This window comes from Chryseobacterium potabilaquae (genome assembly GCF_902728265.1).
Classification (GTDB): domain Bacteria; phylum Bacteroidota; class Bacteroidia; order Flavobacteriales; family Weeksellaceae; genus Chryseobacterium; species Chryseobacterium potabilaquae.
Genome location: NZ_CACVBR010000001.1, coordinates 138,307 through 160,248, shown reverse-complemented (window position 1 = coordinate 160,248; position 21,942 = coordinate 138,307). Strand labels below are relative to the sequence as shown.

Here is a 21,942-nt window from a genome sequence, read left to right as displayed (position 1 = left end):
AATCGGGCATAAAAAAACCTCTAAAATTTTAGAGGTTGATATTTTAATTTTGAAGCATTTCTTCAATTTTTAGAGCGAGTTTTTCTGAATTAGGCAGCATTTCTTTTTCTAATACTAGGTTAATAGGAACAGCAGGAACATCAAGAGCTCCCATCGTTTCCACTGGTCCATCCAAATATTGGAAGCAGTTTTTAGAAATACGATGGGCAAACGCTTCAGCAAATGAATTATTAAGCTGTTCTTCCGTAAGAACAATACATTTTCCATGGACTTTTACTCTTTCAAAAACAAGCCTTTCGTCCAGAGGAATTAACGTTCTTAAATCTATTACTTCGACTCTCTCGTTGAAGTTTTTCACGGCTTCTTTTGCCCAATAAACTCCCATCCCATAAGTTACGACAAGTAATGTTCTCCCTTTTTCTACTTCCTTTTTATCAGCTTCAATAATAATATTACCTTTTCCAAACGGTAAAATATAATCTTCAGCAGGTTCAATGGTTTTTGCATCTTCAGTTCCTGGAACTTTACTCCAATAAAGACCTTTGTGCTCTAACATTATGATAGGGTTGGGATCATAATAGGCTGCTTTTAATAACCCTTTAAAATCTGCTGCATTACTTGGATACGCAATTTTTATTCCTTTAATGTTGGCTAAAATACTTTCAACACTTCCGCTGTGATAAGGACCACCACCACCATAAGCTCCTATGGGTACACGAATTATATTGCTTACTGGAAATTTTCCATTACTTAAATAATTGGATTTCGAAATTTCTGTAATCAATTGATTAATTCCGGGATAGATATAATCTGCAAATTGAACTTCAACGATAGGTTTTAATCCAACCGCGCTCATTCCTGCGGTAGATCCGATAATATAGGCTTCTTGAATGGCGGTATTAAAAACTCTTTTATTACCAAATTTTTTTCCTAGGGTTACGGTTTCACGGAAAACACCTCCAATTCTCTCACCCACATCTTGTCCATAAAGTAGAGCTTCGGGATGTTTCCACATCAATTCCTGTATAGCATGGATTGCGGCATCTACCATTACGATTTTTTCCCCACCTTCCGGCTCACGCATACCTACTTCTTCAGTAATTGGAGTGGGAGCAAAAATGTGTTGCATTACTGTTTCGGCCTTAGGATCTTCTGCATTTTTTGCTTTTTCAAAAGCTTCCTCGGCTTCTAATCTAGACTTTTTTGTTATTTGTTTTAATAGTTCTTCATCTATTCCGGTGTCAAGGAGTTGTTTTCTAAGGATCTCTCCCGGATCTTTTGCTCTGTGCTTTGCTAGATCTTCTTCATCACGATAGAACTCTCTTCTTACTCCGGAGGTATGATGGCCTATTAATACTGTTTTTGCACAAACAACAAGAGGTTTTCTTTCTGTTCTTACAAAATCAACTGCCTTTTTCATGATTTCAAAACTTTCTGCAAAGTCAGTACCATCCACTCGCATTCTGCTAAGCCCGTCAAACCCAGAAACAAAATCATAGACATCACATGTTCTTGCTTCTTCTTTTGTTACGGAAATTCCCCATTCGTTATCTTGAACGAGAAAAATAATAGGTAATTGATGTAATGCAGCAAATTGTAAAGCTTCACTTACTTCTCCTTCCGTTACGGAATTGTCGCCAAGACTGCATATAACGACAGGAGCATTTTCGAATTCTTGTAATTTAAATTCCTGAATATATTTTATTCCCTGTGCTACACCCGTGGTTGGAATGGCCTGCATCCCTGTTGCTGAGCTTTGGTGTATTATTTTAGGTATGTTTTCGTTTCTACTTGAAGGATGTGAATAATAGGATCTCCCTCCAGAAAAAGGATCATCAGCTTTTGCTAATAGCTGAAGCATGAGTTGATAGGGCTCAAAGCCAATGCCTAAGAGGAGACTTTCGTCCCTGTAATATGGAGATACCCAATCTTCTTTCTTTAATTGATAGGCTGTGGCTAATTGAATTGCTTCATGACCCCTAGAGGTGCTATGAACATATTTACAAACATTTCGGTTTTCTTCATATATATCAGCCATTGCTTTGGCAAGCATCATATGGTTGTAGGCTTTAAGTAATATATCTTGAGAAACTTGTTGGTGAAGAGTATTTTCCATAGATAGCAAATATACGTAAAAAAACAAAATACTAACAAGTGTTAGTATTTTGTAACATTTCTGTGTAATTTTTATATTATTCTTTAATTATCTTTTTTGAAATAACATCTTTATTGGTTTTTACTTCAATGATGTAAATTCCTTTGGTGTAAGAAGATACGTCAATAGTTTGTAAATCACTATTGATAACTCCGCTTTGTAGCTTCTTCCCTGAAAGATCATACATGGTAAATGTAGATTTTTTAGGCGCTTTCATGATATTAACAATGTCTTTTGTAATGGTCGGTGTGATAATAACATCACTTTTGGTGATGGTTTCATTGGTTCCTAAAACACTTCCGAAGCCTGTTACGATGATTGAATAGTTTTGAGGTGCGCTATTTCCCGCATTATTTTTCAAAACTCCTTTATGAGAAATTTCAATTTTATAGGTTCTTCCTGCAACTGGTGCATCAATAACCACTTGTTCTACGTTATCCACTGTATTATCTCCTTTTGTTGCCGGAGTCATAGGGTTAAGAGCATCAAGCTTCCAAGGATAATAAACAGTATTTGTTGTAGTATCTGTAATTTTGAGATCAAGATCATTGATTAATTTGGAAGTTCTGTTATTGTGAAGGTCAGACCAGAGGTTGCTAAAGTTGGTAAACTCAGGATCAATCCATGAAATGGTAACTTTAAGAGGTTCTGATCCTATTGCCGTTACAGATTTGGTATTGATAGCACTGTTATTTAAAACTTCGTCAGTAAAAACCACCGTATTATTTGATTTTCCCACTAAAAGTTCAGCTCCCTTTTTTGCATCAATGAACCCCCATCCAAAATGTGGATCTGGTCCAATATTGCCGGCTTCTTGTGCGGAATGTATCATAAGGGTTTTAGCAGAAGCGGCATTTAAGATATTGCCAGAAAATAATTGCTTATTAATCTGAGTCCAAAGACCGATAACGCCTGTTACTACAGGTGCCGAATAGGACGTACCATCGCCAATAGTAAATAAATTACCTCCTATAGTATTTTCGGCAGTTGATGCTGTAGCGACAGAGGTTCCTACAGCAGTGATATCAGGCTTTATTCCTCCATCATCTCTAGGGCCTGCACTACTATAGGCGGAATGTATTATATCATTTTTTGTAGTGTATCTTCCATTATTGGTTGTTATTCTATCAGTAGCTCCTACTATGATAATATTTTTAGCTAATGACCCAAATCCTATACAATCATATCCTTGTGCACAGTTGTTTTGTGGTAAGGTATCTGTTGCTGAAAAAAGTTCCGGATTTCCTGAAGAATTAATGTAATATTTAGGAAGAGAATTTGATGTTGGACCTATTCCATATGAGTTTCCGGCAGATTTTACAATAATGTAAGATGGGTTATTATATACAATTTGATCGTAATTCCTGTCATTAACATAATAGCTACCTTGGGCATCTTGAGAATTGTTGGGGCTTGTAAAGTTTCCATTCCAAATCAATGCTGTAGCTCCGTTAATGGTTGTTTGATCCCATCCCATATTTGTTCCATAAGAATGATTTGAAATATTGGGTTGAGCGATAAGGATTTTTTCAAAAATAGTACTTTCTGCTGTATTGCCTGCTAATACTGTTGTTCCGAAATTATAGGCATCAATAGTTGAATTAGGAGCAATTCCTTTGAAGTTGACCTGGCGAGTTGTACCATCTTGAAATGTTATAGTGTAAGGATAGTGTTTCGCACCAATGAAGCTGGCTACAGCAGTAGAGTGTGCTCCGTAGTTCATAGAGCTTGCCTCTTTATTGGTAATTCTGTTAGGCGCGTTATTGAAAAAAACATGATCTGCATATACTCTTCCTTTCGCGGATGAGTTACCCCCATCGAAAATTGAAAATTTAATTCCTTCTCCATTAAATGAACCTGTAAGACCACTTAAAGTCCCTTCCTGAAGAAAATCAGAATTTGAATTTAATATTTGATCCATATCATGTGCTTGGTGAAAGTAGGGTCTTCCACCAGGTAAGAAGCCGGCTAGTCTGCTTCTGTCATTTTCAATTTCTTGTAAGGCTTCAGGGGATTTATTGGCTCCATAGTGTTTTGAAATATAAAGATCAAATTTTTCATTATTCTCTTTATTTTGTTTTTCAAACTCTCTTTTCAATGCATCATTGTTTTGTGCATTTATTAGACTAATAGCTAATGCACTAACCAAAAGTAAAGGTTTCTTCATAACAGTTGTAAAGTTTTTATATAAAATTGTGAAAAACAAATATATATAAAATAATGATATTATTTTTAATTTATTAATAAAAATAATGCATTATAGTATGTTTTTTTGTAAATATAAAAAATGCTATATGTTTTTATATGTTTTATGAAAAATGATCCTTAATTATTAAAATGATAATTGAAATTTTACTAAATAATTGATTTGTTAAAACAATTGTATAGAATGAATAATTAAAAAAAATTGGAGTAACTTTACAGATTACTTCTTAAAAAACATTGAGAAAATTACATGTACTTAATTTTTGATACCGAAACTACAGGACTACCAAAGAATTTTAATGCTCCCCTTTCAGATTCAGAAAACTGGCCTCGAATGGTGCAAATTGCTTGGCAGCTACATGATGATAATGGAACATTAATAGAAAATCAGGATTTTATTATAAAGCCTGAAGGATATGATATACCCTTTAATGCTGCTAGAATTCACGGTATTACAACCAAAATTGCCAATGATGAAGGGCGTGATTTGCAAGAAGTGTTGGAAGAGTTTTCCAAGGTAATAGATAAGGTGAGAGTAGTTTCTGGACATAATGTAGAGTTCGACTACAATATTGTAGGAGCTGAATTTTATAGAAAAACAATAAAGGATAATCTTCAGGAAAAGCCCAAAGCTGATACGATGATTTTGGGAACTAATTTTTGTCAATTAGGAGGAGGAAAAGGGGGACGATTTAAACCTCCCAAATTGGAGGAACTCTATGAAAAACTGTACGGAAATAAATTTGATGAAGCGCATAATGCAGCAGCGGATGTAAATGCAACAGCACAGGTTTTCTTTGAAATGATGAGAATTGGGGTGATTCCCGCAGAAATATTAAAGGTTTCAGAGGATCAACTTGCCTATTTCAAAACACTTTATCCTGATCCGATAAAGCCTTTTAGTATTGTTATCAGGCGACAAGTAGCAGACTTTAATGCTAAGAAAAAGCAAACGGATTTTGGAAGTATTGATGAGGTTGACCTTGGGAAATACTTTAATTTTGATAATCATAGTGTTTTTTCAACATTAACAGCTACTTCGGGAATCAATGACCTCATAAAAAAAGCTATCGATGAAAACTATCCTGCAGTAGGAATGGTAGATCTGGGAAATATGATGGGGGCTTTTAAATTTGTTTCTGCTGTAGAGGGAGCAAACGCTGACAGGCTAAAAAAATATAAGGAATACGAAACTAAAAAACAGGAAGCGGAAGAAAAAGGAGAAATTTTTGATGAAGAGGAGCCTGCTTCGCAACCATTGATACCTATTGTGGGATGTGAGTTTTATATTTCTGATCGATATGAACAAAAACAATTTACTAAAGATGACCCGGACAGAAGAACTCAAGTGGTGCTTTTGGCAAAGGATTTTAATGGATACAAAAATTTAGCAAAACTTTCAAGTATAGGTTTTTTAAAGGGGTTTTATTTTGGAGTTCCGAGAATTAATCGAGAATTAATTTCCCAATACAAGGAAGGGATTATTGCTTTAACTTCAGGTATTTATGGTGATATTCCTGATGCAATTTTAAATACCGGGGAACAGAAGGGTGAAGAGCTTTTTAAATGGTGGAAAGATACTTTTGAAGATGACTTCTATGTACAGATTCAAAATCATAAGTTACCGGAAGAAGAGCATCTAAATGAGGTTTTATTATACTTTGCGGATAAGTATAATGTTAAAATTCTGGCGCAAAATGAAACTTTCTATACCAATAAAGATGATTCTAATATACAGGATATTGTTAGTTGTATTAAAGATGGAGAAAAGCTATCTACGCCCATAGGGAAAGGGTTTGGAAAGAGAAGGGGGCTTGCAAGTGGAGAGTACTATATTAAAAACAGTGATGAAATAAAAGAAGCTTTTTTAGCGTATCCGGATGCTTTCGAGGCTTATGAAGAATTTTTTGCAAAATTTAAACCTTATACCTTAAAAAGGGATGTATTGCTTCCTAAATTTGATATTCCTGAAGAGTTTATTCATTCAGAAGATGATGTGGATGGAGGTAAACGTGGTGAAATGGCTTACCTTACTCATTTGACATATGAAGGGGCGAGAAGAAGATACATAGAAACCGGAATTACTGATGAGATAAAAGAACGTCTGGATTTTGAATTAGATGTAATTGCAAATACGGGTTATCCCGGGTACTTCTTGATTGTACAAGATTTTTGTAATGAAGCACGTAAAATGGGGGTTTGGGTAGGTCCGGGTAGGGGATCAGCAGCGGGGTCTGCGGTAGCCTACTGTATTGGTATTACTAATGTCGATCCTATCAAATATGACCTCCTTTTTGAGAGATTCCTAAATCCGGAAAGAGTTTCCATGCCCGATATCGATATTGATTTTGATGATGAAGGGAGGGATAGAATTATTAAATGGGTAATTGAAAAATATGGACAGAGCCAGGTAGCGCAAATTATTACGTATTCGGTTTTAGGAGGGAAGTCGGCCATCAAAGATGCGGGAAGGGTATTGGATGTTTCGATTCCCGATACCAATAATATTGCTAAGTTAATTCCTTCCACACCTGGTATGAACATTGCAAAGGCTTTAGCAAAATATGATAAATTAAAGCCGGAGGAGCAGATGCTTGTTGATGAGATGAGGTTGGTTTTGGATAGTCCTCATGATCCTCGTTTTGGAGTGCTTGCAAGTGCGAAAAAAATGGAGGGGTGTATTCGGAATACGGGAATTCATGCCTGTGGAGTGATTATCACCCCTGAAGATGTGAGTAATTTAGTTCCGGTTACTATAGCGGCAAAAGATGCTGATATTTTGGTGTCTCAATTTGATAACTCGGTGGCTGAAAGTGCAGGGCTTTTAAAAATGGACTTTCTGGGTCTTCGTACGTTGACGATCATTAAAGATGCTTTAAAATTAGTGAAAGAAAGACATGGTGTTGATATTGATCCCGATGAAATTCAATTGGATGATGTAAAAACATATCAATTGTTTAAAGAAGGTCGTACGGTGGGGATTTTTCAATATGAAAGTCCAGGAATGCAAAAATATATGAGGGAACTCAAACCTACTGTTTTTGCTGACCTTATTGCTATGAATGCCTTGTATCGTCCGGGTCCGATTAAGTATATTCCTAACTTTATTAATAGAAAACATGGTATCGAAGAGATTGTTTATGATTTACCGGAAACAGAGGAATATTTAAAGGAAACATATGGAATTACGGTTTATCAAGAGCAGGTAATGCTTTTATCTCAAAAGCTGGCGAACTTTACAAAAGGTGAGGCGGATACTTTGAGAAAAGCGATGGGGAAAAAGCAAATCGATGTTCTTAATAAGATGTATCCTAAATTCATTGAGGGAGGTAGGAAAAATAATCTTGATGAAACTAGGCTTGAAAAGATTTGGAATGACTGGAAGGCATTTGCGGAATATGCCTTTAATAAATCGCACTCTACGTGTTATGCTTTAGTTGCTTATCAAACAGCATTTTTAAAAGCTAATTATCCTGCAGAGTATATGGCGAGTGTAATGAGTAATAACATTAACAATACCGCTCAGATTACAATGTTCATGGAGGATTGTAAGAGTATGGGTGTTGATGTTTTAGGCCCGGACGTTAATGAATCTCAGTATAAGTTTTCGGTAAATGAAAAAGGACAAATTCGTTTCGGGTTAGGAGCGATTAAAGGGATTGGAGAAGGGCCGAGTGAGGGTATTACAAGGGAAAGAGAAAATGGAAGATTTAAAGATATTTTTGACTTTTTTGAAAGAATTCCTTCATCTCAAGTGAATAAAAGAGTGGCGGAGAGTTTAGTTGTTGCGGGCGCTTTTGATGAATTGGATTCGTATCATAGAGGGCAATATTTTGATATTGATGTAGCAGGAAGGACTAATCTGGAGAGGCTTTTACGGTATGGTCAAAGTTTCCAAGAAGGGAAAAATGAAATGGAAAATTCTCTTTTCGCGGACTTTGCAGAAGAAGTTCAAATCGAAAAGCCTAAATTGGCGCCTTGTCCGGAATGGCCGAATATGCATAAGCTTAATAAAGAAAAAGAGATTATAGGGTTCTATCTTTCTGCGCATCCATTGGATGAGTTTAAATATCAATATCAATTTATGCAGGGACAGCTTTCTAAAAAAGCTGTTTTAGAAAAAGAAGATGGGGATAAAGTGGTTGATGAGGTGCCTATTTTAGAACGCGATGCTCAAGATGAGGTTGTTGATCTTGTGGAGATTGTTTCGGATGAGTTATTAACGGGTGAAGAAGAGCTTATTGAAGAAGTAACAAAAAAAGCAGAACCGAAAGGTCATTTTGGATTTTTAAATCTCGATGAGGTGGATACCTATAAAGAACAAGCTTTTGCGGGTAAGCAAGAAGAGTTATTTGAAGAAAAGAAAAAAGACTGGAAAACCCTTCAAAAAGAAAGAGAGAATGGAGGTGGGGGTAAAGAATACACTGTGGCAGGTCTTATCACTGAATATAGAGTGCAAGACGGGTTTAGAAGTGGTGAAAAAGTAGCTTTTGTTACTTTGGAAGATTATTCCGGATCCTATTCTTTTAGATTAGGAGATAGAGATTATATGCGTTTAAAAGAAAAGCTGGAGGTTCAGAGATTTGTTATTCTAAAGATCAAATTTGCTCAAGTTAAGGATGGTCGTGTATTTGTAAATGTAAATGAAGTTATTGAATTGCAGGAGGCATTCGAAAGATTTGCGAAGAGTATTTCTTTGGTTATGGATATTATGGATTTTAGATCGGAGGACTTGTTATTTTTCCGAACTATTTTAGAAAAGAATCAAGGGAATCAAAAATTAAAGTTTTTAATTAAGAATGAAGAAGATAATACGCTTCTTGAAGTGCAGTCAATGAAACATTCTGTGAATTTAAATGGTGACCTTATTAAAGAAATTCAATTATTGAATAAGTATGAATTTTATTTAAATTAAAAAAACTCCAATATATTAATAGAGAAAGTGACCCTTGGGTTGCTTTTTTTTTAATTTTGAAATAAATAAATATAAAAATCAATAATATTGAATTTTTTTTAGTTTTTATGCTTATTTGAATTAAAATATAATTAAATGATTGTTTTGTTTTTGTAATTTAAGTATTTGTTTTTTAGTTGTTTGTGTATAATTCAATTGTTTTTGATTTTTTATTATTGTTTTGTATTTTCTTGTTTTTTCTTATTTTATTCGTAAATAAATTTTAAATATGATTTATTTGTTTTAATAAAATCTAATTTGTTTTAATTTTAGTTAAATAAATTTTATACATTTACGGTTCTATTTAAAATATACTAAATGAGAAAATTTCTACTATCATGCATGGTGGCCCTGAGTATAGGTGCTACTGCGCAAATTACCTTGGGAACAGGGACTACTAAAGGTCCAGCCCCTGTTAGTACTTATTATGAGTATTCGTATGTGCAGCAGATTTTTCCTAAATCTGAAATTAATGCAGATGCGGCAGGTAATATTACTGGGCTTAAATTTTATCTTTCTTCAACAGCCACAATCACTAATTCCAGCGAATGGGTGGTATATCTGGGGCATACTGCTAAATCTAATTTTACTTCTGTTTCGGATTGGATTCCATTGTCTGGATTAACAAAAGTTTTTGAAGGGACAGTTACGAATAATGGTGGATTGGTAGAGATAGGATTTGCTACCCCATTTCCTTACAATAATGCAGATAATCTTGTCATAGCAGCTGAAGAAAATAAACCGGGATACAATAGTAATGGTTCAGCTGAAGCCATGTATGTATACGCAGGATCATCCAATAATACATTGTATTTTAGAGATGATACTGTCAATCCCGATCCGACGGGGACACTTCCTGATGGAGCTCGAACTGCCAATAAGTCTATTGTTACTTTTTTAGGACTTACTCCTAGTGCTATTCCTGCATGCCCTACGGTTACGGCTCCCACTGCAACTGCAACCGGAGTAGCGGTATCTCCAACTATTACTTGGAATGCGGTTAATGGTGCAACGGGTTACAGGATATCAATGGGGACAACGCCAGGAGGAACTAATATTTTAAATAATCAGGATTTAGGGAATGTTACAACTTATGCTTTAACGACCTCTTTACAATATTCTACCCAATATTATTATACCATCACGGCTTACAATGGGGGTGTTTCCTCTACGGGTTGTACAGAGAATTCTTTCACAACACGTGCGATTCCTTGTCCAACAATTACTGCACCTCAAGCTTCAGCAAGCGGGGTTTCTACAACCCCTACAATTACTTGGGATGTGGTAACAGCAGCAACAGGATATAAATTATCAGTGGGAACTACAGCAGGAGGAACAGATGTATTAAATAATCAAGATCTAGGGAATGTAACATCCTATACTTTTCCTACTGCTTTAAATACGGCGACCACTTATTTTTATACTGTAAACTCTTATAATGCAACTAGTAATTCGGCCTCTTGTTCTGAAAGAAGTTTTGCCACAGTTTGTGGGGGGACTAATATTCCATATACTCAAGATTTCGAAAGTGCCACAACGCCTAGTATTCCTATGTGTACTTCAAGAGAAAATGTAGGAAGTGGTAATAATTGGACTACTTACTCTCCTGGGACTGGAAGTTTTAACACTAAAGCTCTCAATTATACATATCATTCTACGAATGCCGCAAATGCTTGGTTTTTTACTCAAGGATTAAATCTTACAGCCGGAACTACATATAGGTTAAGTTTTATTTATGGTAATGCAAGTGGAATATCTTTTCCTGAAAAACTTAAAGTTGCGTATGGAACAACTGCAGCAAGTTCGTCTATGAATAATGATTTGTTAGATTTTTCTAATATTACCAATGGTACTACAGCGAATGCAGCTTTAGTAGATTTTACTCCGCCAACTTCTGGGGTGTATTATATTGGATTTAATGCTTATTCAGCAGCGAATATGAACAGATTATATGTAGATAATATAAAGGTTGACGTTGCACCAGCTTGTTCTGAGCCGTTGTCATTTGTAGCAACACCTGTAACTTCTACAAGTGCTACGATAACATGGGTCGCTCCTTCAGCAGCGCCTGCAAATGGATATGAATATGTGTTTTCTACAACAAATACGACTCCTACGTCCGGTACACCTATTGCGGGTACAAGTGTGAACTTGCCACCACTTACGCCGAATACTACCTATTATGCCTGGGTAAGGTCAATGTGTGCGGGAACTCAGAGTGTTTGGTCATCCGTATCTTTCACAACTTTGCCTACACCTCCTAGTAATGATGAATGTTCAAATGTGTCAACTCTTACCCCTGGAGGAACGTTTGTACAAAATGCGATTGTTGGAACTACTATAGGGGCTACAAACACTGGAGGGCATGTTGCTAGTTGTCTGAATACTCCAACCAATGTGGGAGGAAATGTATGGTATAAAGTTATTGTTCCAGCTTCGGGAAGCTTAACAATAGAGACTGATACGAATACAGGAACGACATTGACGGATACCGTAGTGTCTGTCTTTGCAGATTGTACAAGTACAACCAGTATTGCTTGTGATGATGATAGTGGAACAGGAAGTTTTTCTAAAATTTCTTTAACTAATCAGACGCCGGGTACTGTGCTTTATATTAGTGTGTCGAGATATTCCAATGCTGGAGGTGGAACGGATGGCAGCTTCATGATATCTGCTTATGATGCCTCTCTTATTTTGGCGACATCAGAAGTTTCAAGAAAAGAAAACGGAATTAAAGTATATCCTAATCCTTTTGTGAATGAAGTGACCATTTCAGATATAGCTAATGTAAATAAAGTATTGGTAAATGATATTTCAGGAAAATTGATAAAAACGATCAATACTCTTGAATCTGCTACTCTTCGTTTGGGTGAGTTGAAATCGGGTGCATACTTGTTGACATTAGAAATGAAAGATGGAACAACACAAACAATTAAAGTTTTAAAGAAATAAATTTTAAATCATATTGATTATAAGCAGCGGTTAATTTTAACCGCTGTTTTTTATTTATATAATGTATGGTGGTTTTGTAGTTGAAATAAGTGTATATTTTAAACTTAAATTACAATTATGTGAAATAAAATTAGTATATTTAACATAACAATTAAAACGCTATTAAAATGAAGAAATCTTTACTGATGTGCCTTTTTTTAATGGCCACACTATTAAATGCTCAAGTGAATGCTTATCGTTTTTCACAGTCGAATGGAATCTATACTGAAATTACCGCAGGAAATATAATAGCAACGCCAACCGCTAATTCTTCAACAGGTAGTTTAGATAGTAATGTATATCATATCACATTACCGTATGACTTTTATTTTAATGGTGAACCTTATAGAGGCTTATATATATCTACTAATGGGTTTATCACTTTTGGAGATACTGCTCCTTCTACAACATCTACTTCTCCTATTTCGTCTCGTACACCTTATAAGGGGGCGATTTCTGCATGGGGAGGGGATTTAAATACTGTTTTTAATATTTCAGGAACAACGGGTAATATAAGCTGGAAGACAATAGGGGTATACCCTAATAGGGAAGTGGTTATACAATGGAAAGATTTTCGTCCTGCATATTCTGTTTCTGAAACGAATGTATATGTATTTTCTTTTCAAATTAAATTGAAAGAAACTTCTAATGTAATATCGATAGTATATAAAAATGGAGGCTATTTAATGGGGACTGAACCTGTCTTTGGCTCAAGGCAAATAGGACTTCGGGGTAGCAATAATTTGGATTATCATAATAAAATAGGATATAGCATAAAGGAATCAGTAAGTTCGAGTTCTGAAAAGTCTAATATTACCTCTTCATTTGGTACTATTTCAAATGCGACTTCTGGAATGCCGACTAATGGACTTACCTATACATGGAGTCCTCCTAGCTGTATAGCTCCTACGGACCTTAGCATTTCAAATATTACTATAAATTCAGCTGAAATATCATGGAAAGTTCCTGTAATTAATCCTTTGAACGGGTATGAATATTACTATTCCACTGATAATGAAACTCCTACACCTTCCACAATACCTCTGGGGACAAGTTTGACTAAAAGTGCTTTTTTAGAGAAGCTTAATTCTGCAACACAATATTATATATGGGTAAGGTCTTCTTCAGGTAATTCTGATAAAAGTGTTTGGTCATCATTAGGAACCTTTACAACACTTTGTGCGGAAAGGACAAGTATGTATGAAAACTTTGATGGATATTCTACGGGAAGTGGAGTGCCATTATGTTGGGATAGAATTTCGGGAATAGGATCTCAAAAAATCTCAGCAACAAGTCCGGCTTCGGGAACTCGAAATATGTATCAAAGTGCTTCTGCTTCACAAAATCCGACAATTGTTGTTCTTCCTATATTTAGTAACATTAATGCAGGAACGCATTGGCTAAGATTTAAGGCTAAAGTATCTTCAGGAATGGGAACTTTAGATGTGGGGTATGTTACTAATATTGGAGATTCAAATACCTTTGTTAATTTATCAACTATAAATATTGAAAATAGATCTTATTCTGATCCTGATGCAGAATATATAGTTACTGTTCCAAAAACAGTTCCTGGTAATGCTAGATTAGCAATAAAAAATAATGCAGATTCAAAATCATATTATTGGGACGATGTATACTGGGAACCAGCTTCATCGTGTTTTATTCCTACCAAAGTGAAGCTTTCTAATGTGACATCTTATGGAGCGGATATTTCTTGGACTGCTCTTGGCGGCGTTCCTGCTAATGGATATGAATATTATTACTCAACGAATCGTAATACTCCTACGTCGTCTACTATTGCGTCAGGAAATAGTTTTTCAAAATCAGTGACATTAGGAAATCTTTCTTCTGCAACAACTTACTATGTTTGGATAAGATCTCATTGCAAAGAAAATGAGTTGAGTTCTTGGTCGTCCGCTTTTGCCTTTACTACAAATTGTGAATCTTCCTCTATCCTTTCTAGTACAGAAGCGAAGATATGTCCTGGAAGCCAGGCTACTCTTTCTGCTATAGCAAATTCTGATACGATAATTAAATGGTATGATAGTCAGATTGGAGGTCAATTATTAGGAACAGGATCTACTTTTGTGACTCCTTTTATTACGAATACAACGACTTACTATGCTGAAGCTGCTAATGAGAGATTTATATCTGTAGGACCTCTGTCGGTAATGACTCAAGGGGGAAGGATTACTACTCAATCTTCTTCGATTCCTTGGGCGGTATATTTTACTGTACTTTCGCAAACAAAATTTTCTTCAGTAGATATATTTCCAATTTCTTCAGGGGAAGCAGGTGGTATTAAAATATTTAAAGGGACTTCAATATCAGAAAAACCATTGTTGGAAGTTCCCTTTACTACCAATGTTGGAGGGGGGACTACTGCGCAAACAATTAATCTTAATATAGAACTTCCTCCCGGAAACTATACTATTTATCCTAAGCTTCCCTCTTCTGGTTTAAAAAGAAATGCATCTGGAGCTGTATATCCGTATACTTCAAAAGTGGCAAATATTACGGGTAATGGATTTGATCCGACCTATTTTATGAGCTTTTATAATTGGAAATTTGATGGAGGCTGTGCTTCTAAAAGGCAGGCAATTACTGCAATTGTAGATTGCCCTTCTCCGGATATAACGAAAAAAGAGGTGATTAATTTATATCCTAATCCTTTTGTTAATGTGGTCAATATCACCGATATTTCTAAAGTAAAATCAATAACTATCAATGATGCATCTGGAAAGCAAGTGAAAGTAATTAATAGTCCTTCTTCAGTTCTTAACTTAGAAGAATTAAACTCTGGAATGTATCTTGTCATATTGGAATTGAATGATAAGACAACCCAAACAGTAAAAATTATTAAAAAATAAAATTAATCAATATTAGCAATCAATAAATAGCGATCACTTTGGTGGTCGTTATTTGATTTTTATGGATGATGAATGCTTTTGAATTAAATAAAAATAGGTAGCATTGATATACTACCTATTATCTTATATGCTGTATTGAAAGATTATTTATTGGGAACGGGTTGAATTTCACCTGTATTCATATGTGAAAAAATAGTAGGGAAGAATGTTGCTAGTATAAAGTAGATAATAATCATTAATACAATGAGGGAAAAAAGTATAATGACTAAACTATTGGGTTTGTTTTTCTTTTTTGGTTCCATGATTCTGTGATTTTAGTTAATAATTAGATTGTGATATATAATATCAAGCTAATTTCTTGCCACACTGTTTACAATACCTAGCATCATCGTCAATATCTTCATTACCGCATCTATCACAAACTATTTCTAGGTTTTGTCTTTTGTTTCTCATTTCAGCAGTTACAATTCCTGTGGGAACCGCAATAATGGAATAGCCGGCTAGCATTAAAATAATTGCAAAAAACTTTCCCATAGGGGTTATGGGAGATACATCACCATACCCAACTGTAGTTACGGTTACAACAGCCCAGTAAATGGATTGGGGAATGGTTTCAAAGCCGGTTCTTCCTCCTTCCACCATAAACATCAAAGAACCTACGATCACTGAAAATATAACTAAAAATAAAAGAAAAATATAAATTTTTCTGGAACTGTTTTTTAAGGCTCTTACAATAAAATAACCGTCATTCATGAAATCTAGTAGATTGAAAATCCTGAATATTCTAAGCATCCTAAGCATTCTGAAGATTAAAAAATACTTAGTAACAGGAAAAATAAAGCTTAAGTAAAATGGAACTAAAGCCAAAAAATCAATGATTCCAAAAAAGCTGAAAATATAATTTTTTTTATTTTTAACAACAATTATACGGGCCCAATATTCAGCTGTGAAGAATAAGGAAATAATCCATTCGAGGACAATAAAAGTATAGTGGAACTTTTTGTCAATTTTGGGAACGCTCTCCATCATAATAATGATGGTGCTCAGAAAAATTAAAGATAATAATATGATATCAAATAATTTTCCGAGCCTAGTATCAGAACGATAGATAATCCGATAAAGAAAACTTTTCCATAGGGTATCTGCAGGAATAAGATTGTGTTCTCTTTCCATTATTTCAGTTTTTTTAAAATTAACAAATTATCCTTACTTTCGTAGCAAACATACTGAATAAAATGACAATAAGTGAGGTGATTTCAAAAATAGAAGAGCGTATTCCGTTGCAGCAGGCAGAAGGTTTTGATAATGTGGGGTTATTATGTGGCGCTCCGGATCGTCAGGTGAATGGAATATTGGTTTGTCATGATGCTTTGGAGAATGTAATATCCGAAGCTATTCAGAAAAATTGTAATCTTGTGGTATGTTTTCATCCTATTATTTTTTCAGGACTAAAGGCATTAACCGGTAAAAATTATGTGGAAAGAGCAATTTTGAAGGCTATAGAAAATAAAATTGCTATTTATGCCATTCACACTGCGTTTGATAATGATTTTCTGGGAGTTAATGCGGGAATTTGTACTCAGTTGGGGTTGAGGAATTTAAAAATCCTTCAACCCAAGAAAAATAATTTAAAGCAGTTAACTGTTTTTGTGCCGAAAGATTTTTCAGAGAAAATAAAAGAAGCTGTTTTTTCTGCGGGCGCTGGAAATATAGGTTTTTATGATCAATGTAGTTTTACAGTAAATGGAAATGGTACCTTTAGACCTATTGAAGGTTCAAATCCCTTTTTAGGACAAAAGAATGTACGTGAGAATGTAGATGAAGATATGATAACATTCATTTTTGAAGATTATAAAAAGAATCAAATTATATCGGCAATGAAATCTGTGCATCCATATGAAGAAGTTGCTTATCAAGTTTATAATATTGATAATGAAAATCTATATTCAGGGTTGGGAATGTATGGAGAGTTTGAAGAAGAAATGAATGAAAAATATTTTTTGGAATTCGTTAAAGAAAAATTTAATCTTGAGGTCATTAAACATTCTCAATTTATTCATAAAAAAATTAAAAGAGTAGGGGTCTTAGGTGGATCGGGAGCTAGTGGAATACAATCAGCATTATCAAAAAAATGTGATGCTTATCTTACAGGAGATTTGAAATATCATGATTATTTTTTAGCAGAATCAAAAATGTTATTATGTGATGTAGGACATTATGAATCAGAACAATTTGTAACTCAACAATTATTTGAAATTTTGTCACAAAAATTTAGTACATTTGCAATCTCAAAATCTAGCGAAAAAACAAACCCAGTAAATTATTTCCTTTAGATATGGCAAAAACCAACGATATTTCAGTTGAAGAAAAATTAAGAGCTTTATATGATTTGCAGATCATTGATTCAAGATTGGATGAAATCCGAAATACAAGAGGAGAGTTGCCAATTGAGGTTGAAGATCTTGAAATTGAGATTGAAGGACTTGAGAAACGTGCTGAAAAGTTTCATGCAGATATCAAAGATCAGGAAGATCAGATAAAAACTAAGCATGAAGTAATTAACCATGCAAAAACTTTAATTGATAAATACAAGTCTCAACAAGATAATGTAAGAAACAATAAAGAGTTTGAAGCTTTAAGTAAAGAGGTTGAATATCAGGAACTTGAAATTCAACTTGCTGAAAAAAGAATAAAAGAATTTGGAGCTAAGATTAGTCATAAAAATGAAACATTGAATGATCTTGACTCAAAAATTAATGAGTTGAAGAATCACTTGAAGTTTAAGAAAGATGAATTGGAAGGTCTTATTTCTGAAACTCAAAAAGAAGAAGAATATCTTTTAGAACAGTCTAAAGAATTTGGATCTAAAATTGATGATAGATTGTTGGCTTCTTATAACAGAATTAGAACAAATTCAGTAAATGGTCTTGCAGTAGTAGGATTGGAAAGAGGAGCTCCTAAAGGATCGTTTTTTACAATTCCTCCACAAAAACAGATGGAAATTGCTCAAAGAAAAAAAATCATTATTGATGAACATTCAGGAAAGATTCTTGTTGATGACGAATTGGTAATGGAAGAAAATGAGAGAATGAAGTCTGTAATCAAATTTTAAAAATAATATTGATTAATTATATAAATGCTATTTCTTTGAGATAGCATTTTTTTATTTTTCCTTTTTAACGGATTTATATTGTAGATCATAAAAAAGTAAGGCTATCCCAAATGAAATAGCCTTACTTTTTTATTCATAATTGTAATTATTATTCGTGGTTATGCTCATACATTGTATTGTAGAGATCTATAAATTTTTCTTTAATAGCTTTTCTCTTAAGTTTTAATGTAGGAGTCAAGAGGCCGCTTTCAATACTCCAGATTTCTGGGGTTAATTCAATTTTCTTGATTTTTTCCCAGTTTCCTAAATGTTGATTGGTGCTTTCAATTTCCTTTTCAATCCTTTGCTTTAATTCAGGATTTTTAGCAATTTCCTGAGGGGTAGAGCCAATATTAATATTATTTCTCATAGCCCAGTTTTTTGCAAATTCAAAATCAGGTTGTACTAATGCACATGGCATTTTTTCGCCATCACCTACTACCATCACTTGCTCAATAAACTTGGAAGCTTTGGCTAGGTTTTCTATAGTTTGGGGAGCGATATATTTTCCACCTGAGGTTTTAAACATTTCCTTTTTACGATCGGTAATCTGTAAGAAGCCATCGCTATCTATATGCCCGATATCTCCTGTTTTGAAATACCCATCTTCAGTAAAGGCTTCTTTGGTCCCCTCCTCATTTTTGAAATAGGCTTTAAAGACTGAAGGACCTTTTACAGTGATTTCTCCATCTTCTTGAATCTTTACGTCTAGATTTCCTAATGGTTGTCCAACGGTTCCAATTTTCATTTTCTCGAAACTATTTACAGAAATTACAGGAGATGTTTCTGTTAAACCATAGCCTTCTAAAATAGGAATACCTGCATTTTGAAACATTAAATTCAATCTTGTGGATAAGGCGGCAGATCCGGAAACTAAAGTGACAATTTCGCCTCCTAATCCCTCTCTCCATTTTTTGAATACCAATTTATCTGCAATAATTTCTTTTAATCCTGAGGGTTTCGAAACGCTTTTTTTCTTGGTAATTAAATTTAATGCCCAAAAGAATATTTTTGATTTTAATCCTCCTGCCGAAGATCCTGTGTTGTATATTTTGTCGTAAACTTTTTCAACTAATCTTGGTACAACACTCATATAATGAGGTTTAACTTCTTTTACATTTTCTCCCATTTTATCAATGCTTTCCGCAAAATAAACTGAAAAACCGTTATATTGGAATAGGTAAAAAAGCATTCTTTCAAAGATGTGGCAAATAGGAAGAAAACTCAATACTCTTGTATCTTTGTAATCTAATCCTCTTTTTTTAGGAATTCTTGGTATTGAACCTAAAACATTGGAAACAATATTGTGATGGGTAAGCATTACTCCTTTTGGCTTTCCTGTTGTTCCAGAAGTGTAAATGATAGTTGCTAGATCTTCTGTATTGATGGCATTAGAAAGATCTTCTACTTCGATTTGTGTAGAATCATCTTCACCCAAATCTAGTATTTCTTTCCAGTTTGGAGCCCCATTGATATTGTCAAAAGTAAATATTCCTTGTAATGAAGGAATGTTATGTTTTACTTTTAGTACCTTATTCAGAAGGTCTTTATCTGAAACAAAACAGTATTTTATTTCAGCATTGTTGAAAATAAATTCATAATCTTCCGGAGAGATGCTGGGGTAAACAGGTACAGATACCACCCCGATCTGCGAAAGTCCAAGGTCCATAATTGCCCATTCTGTGCGAGAATTTGTAGTGATCAATGCGATTTTATCCCCCGGCTTTATACCTAGTTTTAAAAGCCCTCTTGATATTTTATTTCCCTCATTAATAAATTCTTGCGTAGAGGTTTTTTTCCATTCACCATGATACTTCGTTATGAACATATCGGTTTTTGGAAATTTTTCTAAAGCAAAGTGAGGTATGTCGAATAATCTTTTAATCGTCATGATTTTATTTAAGTATTTTTTTAAAGAAATTTAAAGATAATCATTTTTGTAAAAATAGTATAAATCTGGATATAATTTTCAAGTATGATTTATTTTTTTAGATTTCCTCAAAAAGTGTAAATTTACGACGATCTAATTATTAAATTTTTATGGACTTTAATTTATCAGAAGAGCAGCTGATGATTCAGCAGGCAGCAAGGGATTTTGCACAAAATGAATTATTACCAGGGGTAATTGAAAGAGACCGTGATCAAAAGTTTCCTACAGAACAAGTGAAAAAAATGGGAGAAATGGGACTTTTGGGAATGATGGTTGACCCTAAATATGGAGGAGCAGGGATGGATAGTGTTTCTTATGTTTTGGCAATAGAAGAAATTGCGAAAATAGATGCTTCTGCAGCGGTAGTAATGTCTGTAAATAATTCATTGGTTTGCGCTGGTTTGGAGAAGTTTGCTTCGGAAGAACAAAAAATAAAATATCTTACACCTTTAGCTAGTGGTCAGGTAATTGGGGCGTTTGCTTTGTCTGAGCCAGAGGCTGGTTCTGATGCTACCTCTCAAAAAACGACTGCCGAAGATAAAGGAGATTACTATCTTTTAAATGGTATTAAAAACTGGATTACTAATGGAGGAAATGCTTCTTATTATGTGGTGATTGCTCAAACAGATCCTGAGAAAAAGCATAAAGGAATTAATGCATTTATTGTAGAAAAAGGCTGGGAAGGCTTCGAAATAGGACCTAAAGAAGATAAATTAGGGATTAGAGGAAGTGATACTCACTCTTTAATCTTTAATAATGTAAAGGTTCCAAAAGAAAATAGAATTGGAGAGGATGGTTTTGGTTTTAACTTTGCAATGGCTGTATTGAACGGAGGGAGAATCGGAATTGCTTCTCAGGCTTTAGGAATTGCTTCAGGAGCTTATGAATTGGCGTTAAAATATGCGAAGACAAGAAAAGCATTCAAAACAGAGATTATCAACCATCAAGCGATTGCCTTTAAACTAGCGGATATGGCGACTCAGATTACTGCAGCAAGGATGCTTTGCTATAAAGCGGCTACTGAAAAAGATGCAGGGAAAGATATATCAGAAAGTGGGGCTATGGCAAAATTATATGCTTCTCAAGTAGCAATGGATACTACCATTGAGGCGGTACAAATCCATGGTGGATATGGATATGTAAAAGAATATCATGTAGAAAGGTTGATGAGAGATGCAAAAATTACACAAATCTATGAAGGAACTTCTGAAATCCAAAAAATTGTGATCTCCAGAAGTATTGCTAAATAATTTAATTTTACAATAATAAAACGATACTATGAAATACCTTTGGATTACTCTTAGCATTGTTCTTCTTTTTTTAGGGGTTTTTGTCTGGTATAAATATTTCTTCGTATTTGGTGAAGGGGTAAAATCTGGATATTTAAACTATGCCATTAAAAAAGGATATATTTTTAAAACCTACGAAGGCAAAATAATTCAGGAAGGTTTTGGAAGGGGAAAAACAGGAGGTGTTACAAGTTATGAATTTGAATTCTCTGTTGAAGATCCTGAAGTTTTTAAAAAACTAGAAATGAACAGTGGTAAAACTTTTGATCTTCATTATAAAGAATATAATGGGGCTTTGCCTTGGAGAGGTAACACAAAGTATGTCGTAGATAAAATCGTCAGTATGAAATAATTGTAATAAAATAAAAGGCTCTCACATTGAGAGCCTTTTCATTTA

At 34.4% G+C, this 21,942-nt stretch carries 12 protein-coding genes; 7 read left to right on the top strand and 5 right to left on the bottom strand.

Annotation, left to right across the window (positions count from 1 at the left end):
• Positions 1-43: 43 nt before the first annotated feature.
• Positions 44-2,116, bottom strand: coding sequence for an alpha-ketoacid dehydrogenase subunit alpha/beta (locus CHRY9293_RS00515; RefSeq protein ID WP_162031116.1), 2,073 nt, complete (start codon positions 2,114-2,116; stop codon positions 44-46).
• Between the two features lie 76 nt (positions 2,117-2,192).
• On the bottom strand, positions 2,193-4,322 hold the full coding sequence (locus tag CHRY9293_RS00510) for a S8 family peptidase (RefSeq protein WP_162031115.1): 2,130 nt from the start codon (positions 4,320-4,322) through the stop codon (positions 2,193-2,195).
• Positions 4,323-4,610: 288 nt separating this feature from the next.
• Between CHRY9293_RS00510 and dnaE the strand changes: the two genes are divergently transcribed.
• The 3 genes from dnaE (at position 4,611) to CHRY9293_RS00495 (ending at position 15,175) form a co-directional block, all read left to right on the top strand.
• Positions 4,611-9,275, top strand: coding sequence for a DNA polymerase III subunit alpha (gene dnaE, locus CHRY9293_RS00505; protein WP_162031114.1), 4,665 nt, complete (start codon positions 4,611-4,613; stop codon positions 9,273-9,275).
• Between the two features lie 357 nt (positions 9,276-9,632).
• A complete protein-coding gene (locus tag CHRY9293_RS00500; RefSeq protein WP_162031113.1) occupies positions 9,633-12,266 on the top strand; it encodes a fibronectin type III domain-containing protein in 2,634 nt (877 codons plus the stop codon).
• A gap of 167 nt (positions 12,267-12,433) precedes the next feature.
• Complete coding sequence (locus CHRY9293_RS00495; RefSeq protein WP_162031112.1) at positions 12,434-15,175, top strand: Ig-like domain-containing protein; 2,742 nt, start codon at positions 12,434-12,436, stop codon at positions 15,173-15,175.
• 143 nt (positions 15,176-15,318) lie between these two features.
• Here CHRY9293_RS00495 and CHRY9293_RS00490 read toward each other — a convergent pair whose 3' ends face one another.
• Positions 15,319-15,477 carry a hypothetical protein gene (locus tag CHRY9293_RS00490; protein ID WP_162031111.1) on the bottom strand — a complete coding sequence of 53 codons (159 nt, stop codon included), beginning with the start codon at positions 15,475-15,477 and terminating at the stop codon, positions 15,319-15,321.
• Between the two features lie 43 nt (positions 15,478-15,520).
• Positions 15,521-16,348, bottom strand: coding sequence for an ion transporter (locus tag CHRY9293_RS00485; RefSeq protein ID WP_162031110.1), 828 nt, complete (start codon positions 16,346-16,348; stop codon positions 15,521-15,523).
• Between the two features lie 62 nt (positions 16,349-16,410).
• Between CHRY9293_RS00485 and CHRY9293_RS00480 the strand changes: the two genes are divergently transcribed.
• Complete coding sequence (locus tag CHRY9293_RS00480; RefSeq protein WP_162031109.1) at positions 16,411-17,508, top strand: Nif3-like dinuclear metal center hexameric protein; 1,098 nt, start codon at positions 16,411-16,413, stop codon at positions 17,506-17,508.
• A 2-nt stretch (positions 17,509-17,510) separates the two neighbouring features.
• Entirely contained in the window at positions 17,511-18,287 is a 777-nt protein-coding gene (locus CHRY9293_RS00475) for a zinc ribbon domain-containing protein (protein ID WP_162031108.1), read from the top strand.
• A 148-nt stretch (positions 18,288-18,435) separates the two neighbouring features.
• Here CHRY9293_RS00475 and CHRY9293_RS00470 read toward each other — a convergent pair whose 3' ends face one another.
• Positions 18,436-20,217, bottom strand: a complete 1,782-nt coding sequence (locus tag CHRY9293_RS00470; RefSeq protein ID WP_162031107.1) for an AMP-dependent synthetase/ligase — start codon at positions 20,215-20,217, stop codon at positions 18,436-18,438.
• 149 nt (positions 20,218-20,366) lie between these two features.
• Between CHRY9293_RS00470 and CHRY9293_RS00465 the strand changes: the two genes are divergently transcribed.
• Together CHRY9293_RS00465 and CHRY9293_RS00460 are read left to right on the top strand one after the other, a co-directional pair.
• Positions 20,367-21,506, top strand: coding sequence for an acyl-CoA dehydrogenase (locus tag CHRY9293_RS00465; protein ID WP_162031106.1), 1,140 nt, complete (start codon positions 20,367-20,369; stop codon positions 21,504-21,506).
• Between the two features lie 28 nt (positions 21,507-21,534).
• The gene (locus tag CHRY9293_RS00460; protein WP_162031105.1) at positions 21,535-21,897 is read left to right on the top strand and encodes a hypothetical protein; all 363 of its coding nucleotides are present in this window, start codon (positions 21,535-21,537) and stop codon (positions 21,895-21,897) included.
• Positions 21,898-21,942: the final 45 nt, after the last annotated feature.

Excerpts from the sequence above, each read along its gene's own strand:
- CHRY9293_RS00500 (WP_162031113.1), top strand. The coding sequence starts at position 9,633 with ATGAGAAAATTTCTACTATCATGCATGGTGGCCCTGAGTATAGGTGCT.
- CHRY9293_RS00495 (WP_162031112.1), top strand. The coding sequence starts at position 12,434 with ATGAAGAAATCTTTACTGATGTGCCTTTTTTTAATGGCCACACTATTA.
- CHRY9293_RS00475 (WP_162031108.1), top strand. The coding sequence starts at position 17,511 with ATGGCAAAAACCAACGATATTTCAGTTGAAGAAAAATTAAGAGCTTTA.
- CHRY9293_RS00510 (WP_162031115.1), bottom strand. The coding sequence starts at position 4,322 with ATGAAGAAACCTTTACTTTTGGTTAGTGCATTAGCTATTAGTCTAATA.
- CHRY9293_RS00515 (WP_162031116.1), bottom strand. The coding sequence starts at position 2,116 with ATGGAAAATACTCTTCACCAACAAGTTTCTCAAGATATATTACTTAAA.
- CHRY9293_RS00465 (WP_162031106.1), top strand. The coding sequence starts at position 20,367 with ATGGACTTTAATTTATCAGAAGAGCAGCTGATGATTCAGCAGGCAGCA.
- CHRY9293_RS00470 (WP_162031107.1), bottom strand. The coding sequence starts at position 20,217 with ATGACGATTAAAAGATTATTCGACATACCTCACTTTGCTTTAGAAAAA.
- dnaE (WP_162031114.1), top strand. The coding sequence starts at position 4,611 with ATGTACTTAATTTTTGATACCGAAACTACAGGACTACCAAAGAATTTT.
- CHRY9293_RS00490 (WP_162031111.1), bottom strand. The coding sequence starts at position 15,477 with ATGGAACCAAAAAAGAAAAACAAACCCAATAGTTTAGTCATTATACTT.
- CHRY9293_RS00485 (WP_162031110.1), bottom strand. The coding sequence starts at position 16,348 with ATGGAAAGAGAACACAATCTTATTCCTGCAGATACCCTATGGAAAAGT.
- CHRY9293_RS00480 (WP_162031109.1), top strand. The coding sequence starts at position 16,411 with ATGACAATAAGTGAGGTGATTTCAAAAATAGAAGAGCGTATTCCGTTG.
- CHRY9293_RS00460 (WP_162031105.1), top strand. The coding sequence starts at position 21,535 with ATGAAATACCTTTGGATTACTCTTAGCATTGTTCTTCTTTTTTTAGGG.